We start from the raw sequence: 18,956 nt of genomic DNA, 5'->3' as shown, positions 1-18,956 counted from the left end.
GCCTGTCGGAAGGGTGACCGGATGCTCCGGCTTCTTGTTATGGCGCCGCCAGGCAGAGGGTGGGCCTGGCGGCTATCGGGCCGGATGGGGGGGTGGGGAAGACCATCGCGGCACGACCGGGCGCCTTTGTTCAAGACTTATACAAAAGACTATACTAAAATGAGACAAATGCAAGTGAAATTGTGAAATGTCCGTGCCTATCCGCGTCCGGGCAGGTGCGAAGCAGCCTGCCTGACGCGGGTTCTGAAACGAATACAGGGCTTTGAGCCTATCGAGGGGGCGTTCTTCAGGGAGAGGATCAGCGTTGGCCAAGAGTGACCCGCTCGTGGCCCGCCAGGTCGCGGCGTGTCCGCACCCCCTGGAAGCCGGCAGCGTGCAGGAGCCGGCGAACGGCTGCACCCTGGTCGTGACCATGTTCAAACAGCAGAAAGCCCCCGGGCTCGAGACAGGCGGGACTGTCCTGGGCGATGCGACGGATAGCATCCAGTCCATCGTGCCCGGCCGCCAGCGCCTCCCGGGGTTCAAAACGGACATCCCCGCGGCCCAGGTGGGGATCCTGATCCGGGATGTAGGGCGGGTTGGACACGATCAGGTGAAAACGGCGCCCGGCCACCGGCGCAAGCCAGTCGCCTTGCAGCCACTCCACGTTCAGCCCGAGACGATGGCCGTTGCGCCGCGCCACGGCCAGGGCGGCCTCGCTGCGGTCGATGGCGCTGACCTGCCACTGCGGCCGTTCACTGGCCAAGGCGAGGGCAATGGCACCGCTGCCCGTGCCCAGATCGACAAGCCGCTGTTCGTGGCCGGGCAGGCACTCCAGAACGCTTGAAACCAGCAGTTCGGTGTCGGGGCGTGGAATCAGGGTATCGGCGGTGACGCTCAGGGGCAGGCTCCAGAACTCACGCTCACCGGTGATATGGGCCAGTGGTTCGCCCGCCTGACGCCTGAGCAGCATGGCCTGAAAATGCGAAACGGTCTCAAGGGGAAAGGTTCTTTCGGGAAAGGCCAGCAAAACCGTGTCCGCCACCCCGCTGGCCAGGCGCAGCAACAATCGGGCCTCCCGTCGGGCATCGTCCACGATGCCCTCCAGGGCGTTTTCGGCCAATGCCAGCAATGCGCCGGCCGAGGGATTCTGCGATTCCGCTTCCTTCATGGGATGTATTGTAACCGGGCTGCACCCCCGGTGTGCCTCTCGCGGCCGCCATGCCGTACAATAGCGGGCTTTCCACGGTACCCTCAGGCCCTCGCGGAGGACGCATGCAGATTTACCGCAATGCCCTGGAGATGATCGGGCGCACACCCATGCTGGAACTGACCCGGCTGGATACAGGCCCCTGTCGCCTGTTCACCAAGCTGGAGCTGAACAATCCGGCCCACTCGGTCAAGGATCGCATCGCCCTGACCATGATCGAAGAGGCGGAGAAGCGCGGGGATCTCAAGCCCGGTGACACCATTGTCGAGGGCACGGCCGGCAATACCGGCCTGGGTCTGGCTCTGGTGGCCCGCCAGAAGGGCTATCCCCTGGTGCTCATCATTCCGGACAAGATGAGCCCGGAGAAGATCGCCAGCTGCCGGGCCATGGGTGCCGAGGTGATTCTGACGCGCTCGGACGTGCAGAAGGGGCATCCGGAGTATTACCAGGACCTGGCCCTGCGCATTGCCGAGGAGCGCAATGCCTATTTCATCAACCAGTTCGGCAATCCGGACAATGCCCTGGCCCATGAACGCACCACGGCCCCGGAAATCCACGAGCAGCTGAATGGCAAGGTGGATGCGGTAGTGATCGGGGTGGGCAGCAGTGGCACGGTCACCGGTCTGGGTCGCTGGTTTCGCGAGCATGCACCCGATGTGGAGCTGATTGTCGCCGACCCGGAGGGTTCGGTGCTGACCCGCTACATCAATGAAGGTGTGCTCGGCGAGGCCGGTTCCTGGCTGGTGGAAGGTATCGGCGAGGATTTCATTCCCGAGGTCTGTGATCTGAGCTTTGTCAGGAAAGCGTATGCCATTCCGGATCGGGAAGCCTTTCTGACCGCCCGGGAGCTGCTGGCCGTGGAAGGCATCATGGCCGGATCCTCCTCGGGCACCCTCCTGGCGGCCGCCCTTCGATACTGCCGGGAGCAGACCGAGCCAAAGAACGTGGTGACCCTGGCCTGTGATACCGGCAATCGTTATATCTCCCGCCTGTACAACGATTTCTGGATGTGGGAGCAGGGCTTCATCGAGCGCGAGGAATACGGCGATCTGCGCGATCTCATCAGCCGCCCCCACGAGGATCGGGCCACCGTGGCCGTTTCTCGCCAGGATACCGTGGCCACCGCCCACAAGCGCATGCGGGACAACGGCTTTTCCCAGTTGCCGGTGGTCGAGGAAGATCGCCTCATGGGGGGCGTCAATGAGGGCGACCTGATCCGTGGCGTGAGGGAAAGCGAACAGGGTTTCGAACGGCCGGTGGGCGAGGTGATGAACCGGAACTTCCCCAGTGTGTCGGTGGATCTGCCGATGATCCAGTTGGCCGAACGCCTGGAAATCGATACCGCCCTGGCGGTGGTTCGCGACAGCCACTTCCTGGGCATGGTGACCCGCAGCGACCTCCTCGGCTATTTGCGCCGGGGCAAGCAAATCGAGCAGTAAGGACAGCATCATGAGCGAAAAGAAGCAGTACGGCCTGGCAACCCGGGGCATTCACGCCGGTCAGCAGCCGGATCCCAGCACCGGTGCCATCATGACCCCGATCTACGCCACTTCGACCTATGTGCAGTCGAGCCCGGGCGAACATCAGGGCTACGAGTATTCGCGTACCCAGAACCCCACGCGTGCCGCCTATGAGGCCTGCGTGGCCTCCCTGGAAGAAGGCAGCCGCGGTTTCGCCTTTGCCTCCGGCATGGCGGCCACCGGGACGCTGCTGGAGCTGCTCGACAGTGGCAGCCATGTGATCTGCATGGACGATCTCTATGGTGGCACCTACCGCCTGTTCGAGAACGTGCGCAAACGTTCCGCCGGACTGGATTTCAGTTTTGTGGACATGCGCGATCCGGCGGCGGTGGAAGCGGCCATTCGCCCGGAGACCCGCATGATCTGGGTGGAGTCCCCCACCAACCCGGTGCTCAAGCTGGTGGACATGGAAGCCGTGGCCGCCATCGGTCGCAAGCACGGCATTCTGACCGTGGCCGATAACACCTTTGCCACGCCCTATGTCCAGCAACCCCTTAAGCAGGGTTTCGACATCGTCATGCATTCAGCCACCAAATACCTCAACGGCCATTCCGACATGGTAGGTGGCGTTGTCGTGATCGGGGACAATGACGAGCTTGCCGAACGTGTGGCCTATCTACAGAACTCCGTGGGCGCGGTGAGTGGCCCCTTTGACAGCTTCCTGGCCATGCGGGGCCTGAAGACACTGGCGCTGCGCATGGAGCGTCATTGCCAGAGTGCCCTGGAGCTGGCGCGCTGGCTGGAGGCGCGGCCCGAGGTCGAGAAGGTGGCCTATCCAGGTCTGGAGAGTCATCCTCAGCATGAGCTGGCCAGGCGCCAGATGAAGGCCTTCGGCGGCATGATCACCATCTGGCTCAAGGGCGGGCTGGATGAAGCACGTACTTTCCTGGAGAACACCGAGCTGTTTGCCCTGGCCGAGAGTCTGGGGGGGGTGGAAAGTCTGATCGAGCATCCAGCCATCATGACCCATGCCTCGGTTCCGAAGGCCAATCGCGAGAAGCTGGGTATCAGTGACACGCTGATCCGGCTGTCGGTCGGGATCGAAGACCTGGATGACCTCAAGGCTGACCTGGAGCGGGCACTGTCCGCCATCAAGTGACATCTGATTTCTGGAGACTGAGAAAATGGCAGAGAATGAAAACGCGGCGAATGAGCAGGATTTCGAGATAAAGAGTGAGCTGGAATTCCTGTTGCAGGCGGGCCGGGAAGGCAAGATCTCACTGGCCACGCTGTTTCAGGCACTGTTGCGTTCCCATGTCTACATGGTGCTGGACTCGCAAGTGAACGAAGGCGACAACCTCGGCAGCGTGCAGAGCCTGATGGTTGAGAATGATCAGGGTGAGCAGTTGTTGACGATTTTCACCGGCCGCGAGCGCTGTGAGTCCTTTGTTGGCAAGCACCCGGGTTACGATCATCCCACCCAGTTCCCGGCACCGCTTCTCATCGACAACATGCGTGACGACATGGGCCTTGTCATCAACCCCGGGCTTGCCGTGGGTATTCAGATCACCGCGGAAGGGATGCGTGGTCTGCGTCGGGATTTCGGTCCGCCGGTTCTCAAGAACATCCCGGCTCCGATGGAAGGTGGTCAGGGCGGCAATGCCTGATACGCCAGTATCGCCGTTGTTTGATCAGCTGCTTGATTCGCTGATTGATCAGGGCTGGGCCGTCAGTGATCATCTGTTGTTGCCGACGGAGGTGGAACGTTTTCGGCGAAACCTCCGTCGGCGCCTTCAGCTTGGCAGCTTCCGTGATGCGGCGGTGGGAAGGGCGGCTTCCCGGGCTCGTGTCCAGGCCATCCGCGGTGATCGTATCTGCTGGCTGAACCCGAAAGCCCGGCGTGGCATGGAAGCCGCCTGGCAGGAGCGTATTGAACAGCTGCGCCTGAGTCTCAACCAGGCCCTCATGCTGGGCATACGGCACTGGGAAGGGCACTACGCTGTTTATCCCCCTGGTGCGCGATACGCTCGTCACGTGGATCGCTTCCGGGATGACGATGCCCGGGTCCTGTCCACCGTGCTGTACCTGAACAGCCGATGGCGGCCGGAGTACGGCGGTCAGCTCCGTCTGTATCCGGAGGGAAAGTCAGCGGTCGATCTCTACCCCTCGCCGGGGCGCTTTGTCTGTTTTCTCAGTGACCGACTTCCCCATGAAGTGATCGAGACCCGGCGGGAACGGCTCTCGGTCGTGGGCTGGTTTCGCCGCGACTCATCCAGGCTTCACGGCTTGACGGCGTCGCGCAACCAGGTCGGAAAGGGCAGACCCTTTTCCTGCAGAAAATCGGGGTTGAACAGCTTGGCGCGGTAGCGCAGGGCACTGTCACAAAGCATGGTCACAATGGTATGCCCCCGACCCAGTGACTCGGCCATGCGCAGGGCGCCGGCCAGGTTCACTCCGCTGGAGCTGCCCAGCATCAGGCCTTCTTCTTCCATCATGCGCCAGACCAGGGGCAGGGATTCTTCATCGGGGATGGTCCAGGCCTGATCAATGCGCGCGCCCTCAAGATTGGCCGTGATGCGGCTGTTGCCGATGCCTTCCGAAATGGAGTTTCCTTCCGTGACCGCCTCGCCGCGTTGCAGCAGGCTGCAGACGGCGGAACCCGCCGGGTCGGCCAGGCCGGTCTGAATCCCGGCCCGCTGCGACTGCAGGTAACGTCCCACGCCGGCCAGGGTGCCGCCGGTCCCCGCGGCGCAGACGAAGGCGTCAACCCGTCCGTCTGTCTGCTGCCATATCTCCGGACCTGTCGTGGCCGCGTGAAAATCCCGGTTGGCGGTGTTGTCGAACTGGTTGGCCCAGAAAGCACCGGCCGTTTCCTCCTGTGACAAGGCCTCGGCCAGCCGGCGCGACTGATGAACGTAATTCTCCGGATTGCGGTAGGGGACGGCGGGAACCAGTCGCACCTCCGCTCCGGACAGGCGCAGCATTTCAATCTTCTCGCGACTCTGGGTTTCCGGCATGACGATGACGGTGCGGTAGCCACGAGCGCGTCCCACCAGTGCCAGGCCGATGCCCGTATTGCCGGCGGTGCCTTCCACGATCACGCCGCCGGGACGGATCTGTCCCCGCTTCTCGGCATCCAGAATCAGGCCCAGTGCCGTGCGATCCTTGATGGAGCCGCCCGGATTCAGAAATTCCGCCTTGCCGAGTATCTCGCAACCGCATTCTTCGGAAAGCCCTTTCAGACGGATCAGCGGTGTCTTGCCGACTGCCCCGGCAAAGCCCTCACGAATGTCCATGACCGTCACCTGCCGTGTCTGTGCCCGTGAATGCAACAATCGTTGTCGTTGTCGTTGTCGTTGTCGTTGTCGTTGTCGTAATCGTAATCGTAATCGTAATCGGCATTCGCTGAATTCAGCAAAATGCCGATTACGACAACGACAACGATGCTGTGCGATGGATTCCGGGTTGGGGGGGGGGGATCAATCACCCGCCATCTGCGCCAGTCTTTCGGCATGGTCTTCCTGCATCAGGGCATCGATGACCGGATCCAGCTGGCCTTCGAGGATGCTTTCCAGTTGATGCAGGGTCAGGTTGATGCGGTGGTCCGTGACCCGGCCCTGGGGAAAATTATAGGTTCGGATGCGTTCGGAGCGGTCGCCGCTGCCGACCAGTTTGCGTCGGGTTTCCGATTCGGATTGCTGGCGTTTTTCCGCTTCCGCGGCTTCCAGCCTGGATTGCAGCAGCGACATGGCGCGTGCCCGGTTCTTGTGCTGTGAGCGTTCGTCCTGGCACTCCACGACGATTCCACTGGGCAGATGGGTGATGCGGACGGCGGAATCGGTCTTGTTCACATGCTGGCCCCCCGCCCCGGCTGCGCGGTAGGTATCCACTCGCAGGTCGGACGGGTTGATCTCGATGGCCTCGGCGGCAGAAAGTTCGGGCATGACGGCGACGGTGCAGGCCGAGGTGTGAATGCGACCCTGGGATTCGGTTTTCGGCACCCGCTGCACCCGGTGGGCGCCGGATTCGAACTTCAGGTGGGCATAGGCGTCTTCACCCGCTACTCGGCTGATGACTTCCCGGTAGCCACCCACTTCACCGGGGCTTTCACTCAGTATTTCCACCTGCCAGCCGCGGCTTTCGGCATAGCGGCAATACATGCGAAACAGGTCGCCGGCGAACAACGCCGCTTCATCGCCCCCGGTACCGGCCCGAATCTCCAGGAAGAGGTTGCTGTCATCGTGGGGATCCCGGGGCACCATGAGGTGAATGAGCCGTTCTTCCTGTTCCTGCAGATGCCGCTCGCCCCGGCTGATTTCTTCAGCGCCCATCTGACGCAGCTCGGGATCACTGTCCTGGCTCATTTCCCGCGCGGCTTCCAGATCGGCCAATTGCCCGCGGTAGTCCCGGAAGGCCTTCATGATCGGCTCGAGCCGGGCATACTCTCGCGACAGATTGCGGAACTGTTCCTGGTCGCCAGCGGTGTCGGGTTCCGCCAGCAGGGCGGAAATCTCTTCGAAGCGATCTTCGAGCTGATCCAGCTTCTGGTGGATGCTGTCCTTCATTGCTTTTTCTTCTCCACATCATCCACACCAAAAATGGCACGTGCCGCCTTCAGCAATGGCTCATCCCCCTGCTCACCGGCCTCACGCAACTGCACGGTGGGGTGATGTATGAGGCGATTGGTCAGCGTGTGGGCCAGGTGCTCGGCCACTTCCTCCGGAGATCGACCGGCCGCCAGCATCCGGCGTGCCTGGCGCAGACTGCGGTCGCGCTGGGCGAAGGCGTCTTCACGCAGCTGACGAATGGCGGGAACGGCATCCAGGCCCGCCAATGTGGCGGCCACCTGTCGCGAGCGGGCTTCCACGATTTCCAGGGCGCGTGCGGCCGCCTGTTCCCGTGAGGCAAGGTTTTCGCGAATGGTCTCCTGCAGATCGTCAATGGTGTACAGAAAGACGTCCGCCAGCTGACTGACCTCGGGGGCGATATCACGCGGCACGGCAATGTCCACCATGAGCACCGGCTTGTGGCGGCGCTTGCGAAAGGCGGCCTTCATCATCGGCAGGGTCAGGATGGGTTCCCGGCTGCCGGTGGAGGCAATCACGATATCGGCCTCCGCCAGGTGATGCTGGATCTCGTTCAGGGCGATGCCGTACCCCCCGTGTTCAGCGGCCAGATCACGGGCCCGTTCGGGACTTCGGTTGGCAACGATCATGCGGCCGATGCCCCGCTGTGCCAGATGACGGGCGGCCAGTTCGATGGTCTCTCCCGCCCCCAGAAGCAATGCGGTGTGGCGATCGAAGTCGGCGAAGATCTGCCGGGCCAGATCCACCGCGGCATAGGCCACCGACACCGGGTTGTGGCCGATGCCGGTATCCGTGCGCACCTGCTTGGCAACCGAGAAGCTGCCCTGAAAGAGCTGATGCAGGCCGCGCTGGATGGTGCCCGCTGCCTGGGCCGCTTCGTAGGCCTGTTTCATCTGTCCGAGGATCTGTGGTTCACCCAGCACCATGGAGTCCAGCCCGCAGGCGACTCGCATGGCATGGCGAACCGCGTCGGCATCCTGGTACTGATAGAGTGCCTGATTCAGCCGCTCCGGGTCGCGCACGCCCCGCTCCCGCAGCCAGGCCAGCAGGGCATCACTGCCGTGTTCGTCCAGGCTGGAATAGATCTCGGTGCGGTTACAGGTGGAGAGGACGGCCACTTCCTGAACCCCGGGCAATGCCGACAGGGCCGTCAGAACCGAGCCCAGTTCACCCGGATCGAAGCTCAGCTGTTCACGGACCTCGACCGGGGCCGTGTTATGGTTTATTCCAAGCGCAATCAGGGGCATGGACGGGAAGGTATGTGACTGATGGTGGTTGCGGGTCGCCAGCTGCTGTCCGGCACGGTGCTCGATGACATTCCGCTGTCTCTCCCAGCCTCAAATCAATTCGGATCCGTAGCGGGGCAACGGATGAAAATTTCGCCACATTATACATTAATCCCCTTGCTGGCCTGGCTGCTGGTGGCCTGCGCCGCACCGGAGAGGCCGTACCAGCCCGAGGGTGTGGAGCAGAGTGAACGCATTCTGCTGGCCGAGCTGGCGCGCGCCAGGGGGGATGTGGACCAGGCGCTGCATTATTACCGTGGAGCCATGCCGACCACGACATCGGCCGATTACGCCCGTGATGCCACTCTCTATGCCCTTCAGGCCCTGGCCTGGGAGGATGCGCTGCTGATGGCACGCCGCTGGCATGCCTTGAACCCGGACAGCCCGCAGGCGCTCTGGTATGTGGGGCGATTGGAACTTCTGGCCGGAAGCCGGGAGGCCAGTGAACGCGTCTTCCGGGGCTGGCTGGAGGGGGGCGGTGACGAAGACTGGATGGTATTGGCCCAGCAGTTGCAGTCCGAGCCCCGGCAGTGGCGGGCATGGCGGTTGATGCAGGATCTGATGCAGGATCAGCGGAATCCGGCGGTGCTGGAAGCGGGAGCGCGTGTTGCCCTGTCCCTGCACCGTCCGGAAGACGCCGCCCGGCTGGCGGCGCGTGCCGAGAAGTCGGATCCGCAACGGCAGTCGGCACGATGGCTCCGACTCAGGGCCGAGGCGGTTCTCGGTCTATCGTCGGCATTGGCCGAGGCGCGTCTGCTGGCAGCCGAGGGCGACCTGGGAGATGCCCTGGAGTTCGTGACCCTGCTCTGGGATCTGGACCGGGGCGAGGAGGCCATGATCTTTGTCGCCGCGAGGATCGAGAGTGACGGGGAAGCCTCCGCACTCGTTTACACTCGCGGTCTGCTGCACGCCTTTCTCGGGCAGTACGAGGAAGCCGTGGCCGACATGGAGCGCCTGATAGGCCGTGGTTTCCGGGTCAGGGAAACCATCTACCAAAGGGCCCGCGTTGCCGGCCAGGCCGGTGATTACGAATCCGCGCTGGCGGGTTTCGACCGTATCCTTTCCGGTGAGGATCACCTTTCCGCGCGGGTCGGCGGCATCGACATGTTGCTGGCTCTGGGCCGCGAAGAGGAAGCCCTGGAGCGCATTGAGCTGCTGGGTGAGGGACTGGGTGAACAGCGCCGCGAGTTTCTCCTGGAGTTGGCACCGGTGCTGGCGACCCGGGGCTACCGCGACATGGCCACTGCCATCTGTCGTGAGGTGCTGGCCTCACCGGCCGGCAACCCGGAGAGCCATTATCGCTGCGGGATTGCCCTGCTGCAGGCAGACCGTGGCAGTTCCGTGGGGCTGGGCTGGCTGCGCGAAGCCCATGCCCGCTGGCCGGATGAGCCGGCCATGCGCAATGCCCTCGGCTACAGCCTGGCCGACCAGGGCGTTGAACTGCGCCATGCCCGGCGGCTGATACGGGAAGCCCTGCGACAAAGCCCCCACAGTGCCGCGATTCAGGACAGCATGGGTTGGGTGGAATATCGCCTGGGCCGGAATCAGGAGGCGCTGAAGTGGCTGGAGCGAGCCTGGCAGCGCCAGCCGTCCGCCGAGATTGCCGCCAATCTGAGCGAGGTTCGTTGGGTGACGGGGGATCGGGACGGCGCCCGCCGTCTTTACCAGGAGGCCAGTGACCGCTGGCCAGAGGATGAGCGTCTGAGGGCGACATGGGAACGACTGGGAAACTGATTTTTGCCACGTCATTTTTGCTGCTGCTGGCGGCTTGTGCGCGTCTGCCGGAATTGCCGGACGCCGAGGGCGACGAGGCGGCCTGGCAGGCTCACCGCCAGTCACTGGAGCGCCTGCAGGCCTGGTCTCTGGACGGCCGGGCTGCATTGCGCACTCCGGATGATGGCTGGACGGCCTCGCTGCAATGGTCCCAGTGGCAGGATTACATGGATTTTCGCCTGCGCGGGACCTTCGGCATCGGCACCACGCGGGTGCGTGGCAGCCAGGACTGGATGATCATCGAGAACAGCCGCGGCGATGTATGGGAGACCGCCCGCCCCGAAGTCGAGCTGGAGCGGGAGATGGGCTGGCGGGTTCCCCTCTCCGAACTGCGCTGGTGGATGGTGGGGATGCCGGCGCCAGGCAGCCCGCCACAGACCCGCCAGGTCAATGACGATGGCCTGCTGATTTACCTGGTTCAATCCGGCTGGCGGATTTACTACGAACGCTATGATACCCAGGAGGGTCTGATGCTGCCCGGCCGTGTCACGGTCGAAAATGGCGATGTCCGCCTGCGTGTCAGTATCCGGAACTGGCTGCTCGGTGACGCCATCCCCGACAATGATTTTTCCGCCACAGACGACAGCGCTGAATGACTGCCCTGTATCAACCCGCTGCCGGTACCTGGCCGGCGCCGGCGAAGCTGAATCTTTTCCTGCATGTGACCGGACGTCGCGAGGATGGCTTTCATGATCTCCAGACCCTGTTCCAGTTCCTGGATTGGGGAGACCAGCTGCGCTTCGAGCTCCGCGATGATGGCGTTCTGCAGCGCCGGGGCGGGCTGGTGGATGTGCCCGAGTCCGACGATCTTGTCATTCGGGCGGCCGACGCCCTGCGCCGGGCGGCCGGCCGGCCCGCTCTTGGCGCAGTCGTGGAGTTGGACAAGAAAATACCGAGTCAGGCGGGCCTCGGAGGTGGCAGCTCCGATGCCGCCACCGTCCTGGTCGCACTGAATCATCTCTGGGGGCTTGCTTTCTCCCCGTCCCGGCTGGCGCGGATCGGCCTGACGCTGGGTGCGGACGTGCCGGTTTTCGTTCGCGGCCGGGCCGCCTGGGCGGAGGGTCGAGGGGAGCGCTTGAGCGAGGTGGATCTGCCCGAGCCCTGGTACCTGGTGGTACGCCCGGATTGTGCCATTGCCACCGGGGCGCTGTTCGCGCACCCGGAGCTGCGTCGCGACAGCCCGGCCATTGCCATGGAGGATTTTCTCGCTGGCCGCAGCCGCAATGATTTTCAGCCCATCGCCCGTGCACTCCATCCGCCCGTGGCCGAAGCACTCGAGTGGCTTTCCGACCTTGGGGAAGCGCGATTGACCGGTACGGGTTCCTGCGTATTCGTGGCCTTGGCGTCTCGCGCGGCTGGCGAAACGGCGTTGAAGACCCTGCCCGGTCGCTGGCAGGCCTGGCTTGCCCGAGGGCGCAATCGCTCCCCCCTGTTGGATGCCCTGGCGGAACAGGCCGGCTGAGCCTTGTCTCCTGCTACGTACAGGCGCATCCGGGGGCGGGGTACACGAAGTGGAGCCCGGCTGCTATAATCTCGCGCTCACTTCGGCGGGACAGCGAAATGCGGCGACCGACTGGGCCGCTGCCGAAGACAGTGTTCGACTGGGGCGTAGCCAAGCGGTAAGGCAACGGGTTTTGATCCCGTCATGCGCAGGTTCGAATCCTGCCGCCCCAGCCATATTCAGCCCGGCCGCACCCCATCCGGTGGTGCGGCCGGGCGTTTGTGGGTGGTGGTTTTGTCTGGCCAACAAGGGGATGCACGGTGTCTGTAGCGAACATGATGGTTTTTGCCGGGAATGCGACCCCGGATCTGGCTGCACGGATTGCCGAAAAGCTGAATTTGCCCCTGGGTCAGGCCCGGGTGGATCGATTCAGTGACGGCGAGGTAGCCGTTGAGATCAACGAAAATGTGCGCGGCCGTGACGTGTTCATCGTCCAGTCCACCTGCCCGCCCTCCAATGAAAACCTGATGGAGCTGCTGGTGATGGTGGATGCCCTGTATCGGGCTTCCGCCGGGCGCATTACCACGGTGATTCCCTATTTTGGTTATGCCCGCCAGGATCGGCGCCCGCGTGCTGCTCGCGTACCCATCACCGCCAAGCTGGTTGCCAATATGCTGACTTCGGCCGGGGTGGATCGGGTTCTGACCATGGACCTGCATGCTGATCAGATCCAGGGTTTCTTCGATATCCCGGTGGACAACGTATACGCCTCGCCCGTGCTGCTTGAAGACATGAGCACCCTTCGGGAGCAGGCCGAGCAGGACGGCCGCGAGCTCATCATGGTGTCGCCGGACGTGGGCGGGGCCGACCGGGCGCGTGCCTTTGCCAAGCGCCTGAGTGATTCCGACCTGGCCATCATTGACAAGCGCCGACCCCGCGCCAACGAATCCCAGGTCATGAATATCATCGGTGACGTCGACGGCAAGGTCTGCGTCATCGTGGACGATCTGGTGGATACCGCCGGCACGCTGTGCAAGGCCGCCGCCGCCCTCAAGGAAAAGGGCGCGGCCCAGGTCAAGGCCTATATTGCCCATCCGGTGTTGTCCGGCAAGGCCATCGACAACATCAGCGGATCGGTGCTGGATGAGCTGGTGGTGACCGACACCATTCCATTGCACGACGCGGCTGCCGGCTGTGATCGCATCCGCCAGCTGGGCATTGCGGATCTGATGGCGGAAACCATGCGCCGGATCAGTGATGAAGAATCGGTGATCTCCCTCTACGCAGAGTGAGACCGGTACCCGTTTCCCGTGCCGGGAACGGGTGGAGCGAAGCCTGGTTTCTGGTCGCGGAAACAGTGCTTCGATAACGACAGATCGGCCAAGTCCGATACGGAGAGTGAAACATGTCTGACGAATTCAGCCTCAATGCCGAGGCTCGTGACGACAAGGGGAAAGGTGCGAGCCGCCGCCTGCGTCGTCAGGGCCGTATCCCGGGGATCATCTATGGTGGCGGCAAGGAGCCGACCCCGATTTCCGTGGATCACGACGAACTGATCAACCATCTCAAGCATGAAGCCTTCTACAGTCACGTGCTTGAGATCAAGGTGGGCGGCAAGAAGGAAAAGGCCGTGCTGAAGGATCTTCAGCGCCACGTCTACAAGCCCACCGTGGTGGAGCATATCGATCTGCAGCGTGTCAGCGCCAAGGAAAAGCTGCGCATGACCGTGCCGCTGCACTTCGAAGGCGAAAAGACCTGCCCCGGGGTCAAGCTGCGTGGTGGCGTGATCACCCACAACATGATCAACGTGGAAGTGACCTGTCTGCCCAAGGATCTGCCCGAGTACATCGAAGTGGATGTGAGCGAGCTGGACCTGGGCGACTCCATCCACCTGTCGGACATCAAGCTGCCGTCCGGCGTGGAAATCGTGGAGCTGATGCACGGCGCGGATCACGACCAGCAGGTGGTGTCCATCCACCAGCCACGCGCTGCCAAGGAAGATGTGGAAGAAGAGGAAGCCGAGGCCGAGGAGAAGGCCGAGGGCGAAGAGAAGAAGGAGGTAGGCGGCGAGTAATACCGCCCGCCTTCTCCGACGACATCCGGAAACGGTCCCGGTTTTCGGCCGGGACCGTCCTCTCTTCCCGGGGAGCAACACGGCATGTCCGAACAGCTCAAGCTTGTTGTCGGCCTCGGAAATCCCGGGGCCGATTACGTTGATACCCGCCACAATGCCGGCTTCTGGTTCGTGGACGAACTGGCAGCCCGCCATGGTGGGCAGTTTGTGGGTGAGCGCAAGTTTCATGGCGACATCGCCCGCATTCATGTTGCCGGGCATGACCTGCGCCTGCTCAAGCCCATGACCTTCATGAACCGGAGCGGCCAGTCCGTGCGGGCCGTGATGGATTTCTTCAAGCTCAAGCCGGAAGAGATTCTCGTTGCTCATGACGAACTGGACCTGGCGCCGGGCGTCGTTCGCCTGAAGTGGAACGGCGGCCACGGCGGTCATAACGGCCTGCGTGATCTGAATCAGCACCTGGGGCGGGAGTATCGACGCCTGCGTCTGGGGATCGGCCATCCCGGCAAGGCATCGGCCGTGGTGGGCTATGTCCTCAAGCGAGCGAGCAGTGAGGACGAAGGGTTGATCCGGGAAGCCATTGCGGCCGCCTGTGATGCCCTGCCGGATATGCTTGCCCAGGGCTTTGAAGCCGGCATGAACCGCCTGCACAGCCGGGCCTGAACGAATTCATTTCTGGAGAAAGACATGGGTATCAAATGCGGCATTGTCGGCCTGCCGAACGTGGGCAAGTCCACTCTGTTCAACGCCCTGACCGCCGCGGAAATCCCGGCCGAGAACTATCCCTTTTGCACCATCGACCCCAATGTGGGCGTGGTTCAGGTGCCGGACCCGCGTTTGCAGGCCATTGCCGACATCGTCAAGCCGCAGAAGATTCTGCCCACGACCATGGAATTCGTGGATATTGCCGGCCTGGTGGCCGGTGCCTCGAAGGGTGAGGGCCTGGGCAACCAGTTCCTTGCCCACATCCGGGAAACGGATGCCATCACCATGGTGGTTCGTTGTTTCGAGGATGATGACGTGACCCACGTGGATGGCCGTATCGACCCCATTGCCGATATCGAGACCATTGGCACCGAGCTTGCCCTGGCCGATCTGGATACCGTCGAAAAGGCTATCCAGCGAACCCAGAAGATTGCCAAATCCGGTGACAAGGATGCGCGTTCGCGCCTGGTGATTCTGGAGCGCCTCAAGAATCATCTTGATGAAGGCCTGCCGGTTCGCAGCATGGATCTGTCCGACGACGATCGTCTGGCCATCCGTGATTTTCATCTGCTGACGGCCAAGCCGATGATGTATATCGCCAACGTGGATGAATCGGGTTTCGACAACAACCCGCATCTCGACGCGGTGCGTGAGCGTGCCCAGGCGGAAGGCGCCCAGGTGGTGCCGGTTTGCGCGGCCCTGGAAGCTGAAATTGCCCAGCTACCGGAGGAAGAGCAGGGCGAATTCCTGTCGGATGCGGGCATGGACGAACCCGGTCTGAATCGGGTGATCCGTGCCGGTTACCGCCTGCTGGGGCTGGAAACCTATTTTACCGCGGGCGAAAAGGAGGTCCGGGCCTGGACGGTCAAAGCCGGCTCCACGGCACCGAAAGCCGCCGCCGTCATCCACACCGACTTCGAAAAGGGCTTCATCCGGGCCGAAGTGGTCGCCTATGACGATTTCATCGCCTGTGGCGGGGAACAGGGCGCCAAGGATGCCGGCAAGTGGCGCCTGGAAGGCAAGGAATACATCGTCCAGGAAGGTGACATCATCCACTTCCGCTTCAACGTCTGAAAGGGAGCGTTAGCCTGCGCGATGTCGCGACCGGCGGTGGATTCGGGGCTTGACAGGACGGGCTCCGGAAGGGAAAATTCCGCCCTCGCTGGCGCTGCCAGGCGATCAGCGGATACGAAAAGAAAAAGGCTATGTAGCTCAGTTGGTTAGAGCACAGCATTCATAATGCTGGGGTCGGTGGTTCGAGCCCACCCATAGCCACCAGACATCAGGGAAAAGCGGGTTGGCCACGAGGCCGGCCCGCTTTTTTTTTGGCGGCTTTGAGCCGGACCTCTTTATTCGTTCTCTCAGGGGAGCGACAATGCCGGTTTACAGATATTGCCATCTTCGCTCGGAGGTCTTCATGTTCAAGTTATGGTCCACTCCTCGATCCCTCAGTGGGCTTGTACTGCTGATTCTGATGCTGCCACTGTTCTTGGCCTGCGAATCTGTTGAGGATCCGGTGGTACTCGACCTTCGCTCAGGGCTGGAGCTCGGTGATAACAGTGGTCAAACCGTCACGCTCCACGATGGAGAGAGTGAATGGAGTGCAACCAGCCAGCCCAACGGCGTCTTCCGTATCCGGATACGGAGCGAGGATGAGCCTGAGCCGGACACATTTCTCTGGATGACTGTTGAAGTGGATGCGGGTGCCGGCATGACATTGGAGATGCTGGTGGGCAGGTATGGTGACCTCCTGTCAGCGGCAGAAAACACCATCGTGACACCGAACGAGATGCCGCGCTTGCTGTTCACGGCACTCAGAGCGGTTGAGTCGAGCATGTTGGCTGAGCTCAACGACAATCAGCCTGTACGCAGCGTGGATCGCTTCAATGAGTTGAGTGAGCAGCTGGATCCGGTCCTGTTGTTGGACGGCGCCACGGCTCTTTTTCTGGGTATTCATTCCGGGGGGCCGTCGTTATCAGACGAAATTGCTTCCGTCAGTGACCTGCTCGCCGACACGGCCTTGATTGACGAGATCATTGCTCGTGCCGCAGAGGAACGGCCGGATCTGCTTGCCACGGCCCGCGCGCGCGCCCTCAGTGCGACGGAATCCCGTGTGGGCTGGGACAGTGAAGATGACCTTCCGGCTCGTCTTGCACTTTTCCTGCCCCGTTTTCCGGCCGAGCGTGGTCAGTTGCTGGAGTTGGATGCAAGTGGTTATGGGCGGCTCGCTGCACCCGAAGGTCGCGACGACTTTCAATGGTTTTTCCAGAACGGTGTAGCCATGATCGAACCTGAGGGTGAGATGAGCTGGCGGGGTTCTGAAACACGAATGTCTGCCGATGGATCGGTTCAGGCATTCTCCTACACGGAACGCTATCTGAGCCTTGAGTTGCACCGTGTCGTGGCCGGGGTTGAATCCGATATTGTGTTGCTCCGTTCCGAAATACTCCGTGAATTCGATGATGAGGATCTCGACGACGAAACCCGCTCGCCCAACTCAGTCTATCGAGCCTTTTCCGGACAGCTTGATCAGCTGCCATTTGACGCAGAAGGCGTGTGGGCCTTCAACCTGCCACGTCGGCAGCAGCGTTCGGGGGCTGTTCGCGTGGCGCTTGATGCCAATGGTGCAGGGGAAGTCCGAAAGGGGGGCTGGCAGGAAGGGCAGGCGATCAACTGGTCGGCCGATGGAAGTGACCTCACTCTGACGGCTGGCGATAATTCTCGACTCGAACTGCGCTTCCTCAAGGAGCTCCCATACAGCTGGGCCGGGCTGGTACGGGAATATGATGATGCCGGTGAGCTCTTGTCGGCTTCAGTGGACCTGATTGACCAGGGTGAAATGGAATTTTCTGATGCGGAAGTGGCCGCTGAGTACCTTGCCTGGGCCGGACTGGAGGCGCCCTCCCAAACGACTGATCTCCGATTTGACCTTGCCGACGATGGTAGCGGTGAAGAGGTACTGGGTAATCGAACCATCAATGTTGGATGGGTCGTGACAAACGGCAAATTGATCATGCGGGCTTGTGGTGATGACGAGGAAAACCGCTGGCTGGAGCTCACCCGTGAACCCGTCAGTGATTCGGAGTGTGATCGATACCGCCGACGAAGCTGGGACCTGGTGGATATTCGGGACGATTTCTACCTTGTAACTGAACATTTCCAGGCATGGGCGGAGAACAGCTTCCAGGAAGAGGCCGATACAGCCGAATACTTCCGTTTCTATTATCTTGAACGTGCAGGATCAGGCTCAACGGGCAATCTACAGGCAAGGCCAATGAATTCCCTGCATGAAACCGTGATTGATCGTGAAGTCGACAATCGTACGGGGGGTGGATATTGAGGAGACCGTCGCCGGCTTCCAGTGAATCGGTTGGGCCGGTGGCCAGGTGATCAGGTGATCAGGAGGATAGAAGATGATGTGCAATGGAGTTTTTGTCCGTATTGCCGGCCTGGCAGTCGCTGCCCTGTTCACGATTGGGCTTGCCGCCTGCACCACGCTGGATCCCTACACCGGTGAGGAGCAGCGAGCCCGTGCCACCACTGGAACCGTCATTGGCGCTGTCAGTGGTGCCATACTGGGTGCGGCGACGGCCAGCGATCGTCGCGAGCGCAAGCGGCGCATGCTGATTGGTGCCGGTCTGGGTGGCCTGGCCGGGGGCACGGTGGGTGCCTACATGGATCGGCAGGAAGCCCGACTGCGGGAACAGCTGGAAGGGAGCGGTGTGTCCGTGACCCGGGACGGTGACAACATTCACCTGAACATGCCGGGTGACATCACCTTCGGTTTTGACGATGACAGCCTGCGCCGGGACTTCCATGACGTGCTGGATTCGGTTTCCCTGGTACTGCGTGAATTCGATCAGACCATCATCGAGGTGGCGGGCCATACCGACAGCGTGGGCGCCGCCAGTTACAACCAGCGTTTGTCCGAGCGTCGCGCGCAGTCCGTTGCCCGATATCTGCTGGGCAAGGGCATCATGGAAGAGCGCATGCTGGTGGTCGGCTACGGCGAAGACCAGCCTGTTGCCAGCAACGAGACCGACGAAGGCCGTGCCCAGAACCGACGTGTGGAGCTGACTCTGGTGCCGGTGACCGAAGACTGATCATCGGCGCTATTCCGCATGCAAGGAAAAAGGGGCCCACGAGGGCCCTTTTTTTGTTCTTCGCGGAAAAGCGGGGAGTGCCGAGCGGTTAGGGGGCGTCGGCTTGGTGGGAGCGGGCAGTGGTTCCCCTTACGCTTTCGGGCACGCCCCTACTAAGCCGACGAATCAGCGCTCTGGAAAGGGTCTTGGTGGCCCTGCCCAGAACCGTGGGAAACAAGGATGTTTCCCTCGAGCCTACAGGGACGTATTCACGGCGTGTTCTGGGTAGGGCCACCAAGACCCGCCCCGGCAACCACACCCGAATTTCCTCCCCGCTTTTCCGCGAAGAACCTTTTTAAC

At 62.2% G+C, this 18,956-nt stretch carries 17 protein-coding genes and 2 tRNA genes; 15 read left to right on the top strand and 4 right to left on the bottom strand.

Going from position 1 to position 18,956, the window contains the following annotated elements; genetic code table 11:
- Positions 1-298 precede the first annotated feature (298 nt).
- The gene (gene prmC / locus RBH19_RS02525) at positions 299-1,150 is read right to left on the bottom strand and encodes a peptide chain release factor N(5)-glutamine methyltransferase (protein ID WP_306727225.1); all 852 of its coding nucleotides are present in this window, start codon (positions 1,148-1,150) and stop codon (positions 299-301) included.
- A 104-nt stretch (positions 1,151-1,254) separates the two neighbouring features.
- Between prmC and RBH19_RS02520 the strand changes: the two genes are divergently transcribed.
- The 4 genes from RBH19_RS02520 to RBH19_RS02505 are packed head-to-tail and all read left to right on the top strand — an operon-like array spanning position 1,255 to position 5,016.
- The gene (locus RBH19_RS02520; protein WP_306727224.1) at positions 1,255-2,628 is read left to right on the top strand and encodes a pyridoxal-phosphate dependent enzyme; all 1,374 of its coding nucleotides are present in this window, start codon (positions 1,255-1,257) and stop codon (positions 2,626-2,628) included.
- A gap of 10 nt (positions 2,629-2,638) precedes the next feature.
- On the top strand, positions 2,639-3,808 hold the full coding sequence (locus tag RBH19_RS02515) for a cystathionine gamma-synthase (protein WP_306727223.1): 1,170 nt from the start codon (positions 2,639-2,641) through the stop codon (positions 3,806-3,808).
- A 25-nt stretch (positions 3,809-3,833) separates the two neighbouring features.
- Complete coding sequence (locus RBH19_RS02510) at positions 3,834-4,316, top strand: SseB family protein (RefSeq protein ID WP_306727222.1); 483 nt, start codon at positions 3,834-3,836, stop codon at positions 4,314-4,316.
- Positions 4,309-5,016: a 2OG-Fe(II) oxygenase gene (locus RBH19_RS02505; protein ID WP_306727221.1), complete on the top strand. Its 708-nt coding sequence runs from the start codon at positions 4,309-4,311 to the stop codon at positions 5,014-5,016. Before RBH19_RS02510 ends, RBH19_RS02505 begins: the two co-directional genes overlap by 8 nt.
- Here the strand turns inward: RBH19_RS02505 and RBH19_RS02500 are convergent.
- The 3 genes from RBH19_RS02500 to hemA all read right to left on the bottom strand — a co-directional run bounded on the left by RBH19_RS02500 (position 4,929) and on the right by hemA (position 8,482).
- The gene (locus tag RBH19_RS02500) at positions 4,929-5,945 is read right to left on the bottom strand and encodes a cysteine synthase A (RefSeq protein ID WP_306727220.1); all 1,017 of its coding nucleotides are present in this window, start codon (positions 5,943-5,945) and stop codon (positions 4,929-4,931) included. The genes RBH19_RS02505 and RBH19_RS02500 overlap by 88 nt on opposite strands.
- A 183-nt stretch (positions 5,946-6,128) precedes the next feature.
- The gene (prfA, locus tag RBH19_RS02495; protein WP_306727219.1) at positions 6,129-7,214 is read right to left on the bottom strand and encodes a peptide chain release factor 1; all 1,086 of its coding nucleotides are present in this window, start codon (positions 7,212-7,214) and stop codon (positions 6,129-6,131) included.
- Positions 7,211-8,482, bottom strand: a complete 1,272-nt coding sequence (hemA, locus tag RBH19_RS02490) for a glutamyl-tRNA reductase (RefSeq protein WP_306727218.1) — start codon at positions 8,480-8,482, stop codon at positions 7,211-7,213. The genes prfA and hemA overlap by 4 nt, the downstream gene beginning before the upstream one ends.
- A gap of 123 nt (positions 8,483-8,605) precedes the next feature.
- Here hemA and RBH19_RS02485 point away from each other — a divergent pair, with 123 nt between their 5' ends.
- The 11 genes from RBH19_RS02485 (at position 8,606) to RBH19_RS02435 (ending at position 18,617) form a co-directional block, all read left to right on the top strand.
- The gene (locus RBH19_RS02485) at positions 8,606-10,255 is read left to right on the top strand and encodes a tetratricopeptide repeat protein (RefSeq protein WP_306727217.1); all 1,650 of its coding nucleotides are present in this window, start codon (positions 8,606-8,608) and stop codon (positions 10,253-10,255) included.
- Positions 10,234-10,890, top strand: a complete 657-nt coding sequence (gene lolB / locus RBH19_RS02480; RefSeq protein ID WP_306727216.1) for a lipoprotein insertase outer membrane protein LolB — start codon at positions 10,234-10,236, stop codon at positions 10,888-10,890. Before RBH19_RS02485 ends, lolB begins: the two co-directional genes overlap by 22 nt.
- Complete coding sequence (ispE, locus tag RBH19_RS02475) at positions 10,887-11,756, top strand: 4-(cytidine 5'-diphospho)-2-C-methyl-D-erythritol kinase (protein ID WP_306727215.1); 870 nt, start codon at positions 10,887-10,889, stop codon at positions 11,754-11,756. The genes lolB and ispE overlap by 4 nt, the downstream gene beginning before the upstream one ends.
- 140 nt (positions 11,757-11,896) lie before the next feature.
- Positions 11,897-11,971: transfer RNA gene (locus RBH19_RS02470), tRNA-Gln, on the top strand.
- 99 nt (positions 11,972-12,070) lie between these two features.
- Positions 12,071-13,027: a ribose-phosphate pyrophosphokinase gene (locus RBH19_RS02465; RefSeq protein WP_306727298.1), complete on the top strand. Its 957-nt coding sequence runs from the start codon at positions 12,071-12,073 to the stop codon at positions 13,025-13,027.
- Positions 13,028-13,140: 113 nt separating this feature from the next.
- On the top strand, positions 13,141-13,809 hold the full coding sequence (locus RBH19_RS02460; RefSeq protein WP_306727214.1) for a 50S ribosomal protein L25/general stress protein Ctc: 669 nt from the start codon (positions 13,141-13,143) through the stop codon (positions 13,807-13,809).
- Positions 13,810-13,893: 84 nt separating this feature from the next.
- Positions 13,894-14,472, top strand: a complete 579-nt coding sequence (gene pth / locus RBH19_RS02455; protein ID WP_306727213.1) for an aminoacyl-tRNA hydrolase — start codon at positions 13,894-13,896, stop codon at positions 14,470-14,472.
- A gap of 24 nt (positions 14,473-14,496) precedes the next feature.
- Entirely contained in the window at positions 14,497-15,588 is a 1,092-nt protein-coding gene (gene ychF / locus RBH19_RS02450) for a redox-regulated ATPase YchF (RefSeq protein WP_306727212.1), read from the top strand.
- Positions 15,589-15,715: 127 nt separating this feature from the next.
- Positions 15,716-15,792: transfer RNA gene (locus RBH19_RS02445), tRNA-Met, on the top strand.
- Between the two features lie 19 nt (positions 15,793-15,811).
- A complete protein-coding gene (locus RBH19_RS02440; protein ID WP_306727211.1) occupies positions 15,812-17,854 on the top strand; it encodes a hypothetical protein in 2,043 nt (680 codons plus the stop codon).
- 76 nt (positions 17,855-17,930) lie between these two features.
- Positions 17,931-18,617 carry a YiaD family glycine zipper/OmpA-like lipoprotein gene (locus RBH19_RS02435; RefSeq protein WP_374728945.1) on the top strand — a complete coding sequence of 229 codons (687 nt, stop codon included), beginning with the start codon at positions 17,931-17,933 and terminating at the stop codon, positions 18,615-18,617.
- The last annotated feature ends 339 nt before the right edge of the window (positions 18,618-18,956 follow it).

The sequence above is a fragment of the Natronospira bacteriovora genome (assembly GCF_030848495.1).
Taxonomy (GTDB): domain Bacteria; phylum Pseudomonadota; class Gammaproteobacteria; order Natronospirales; family Natronospiraceae; genus Natronospira; species Natronospira bacteriovora.
Note: the sequence above shows the minus strand (reverse complement) of the source record. Positions and strands in the feature narration are given on the sequence as shown.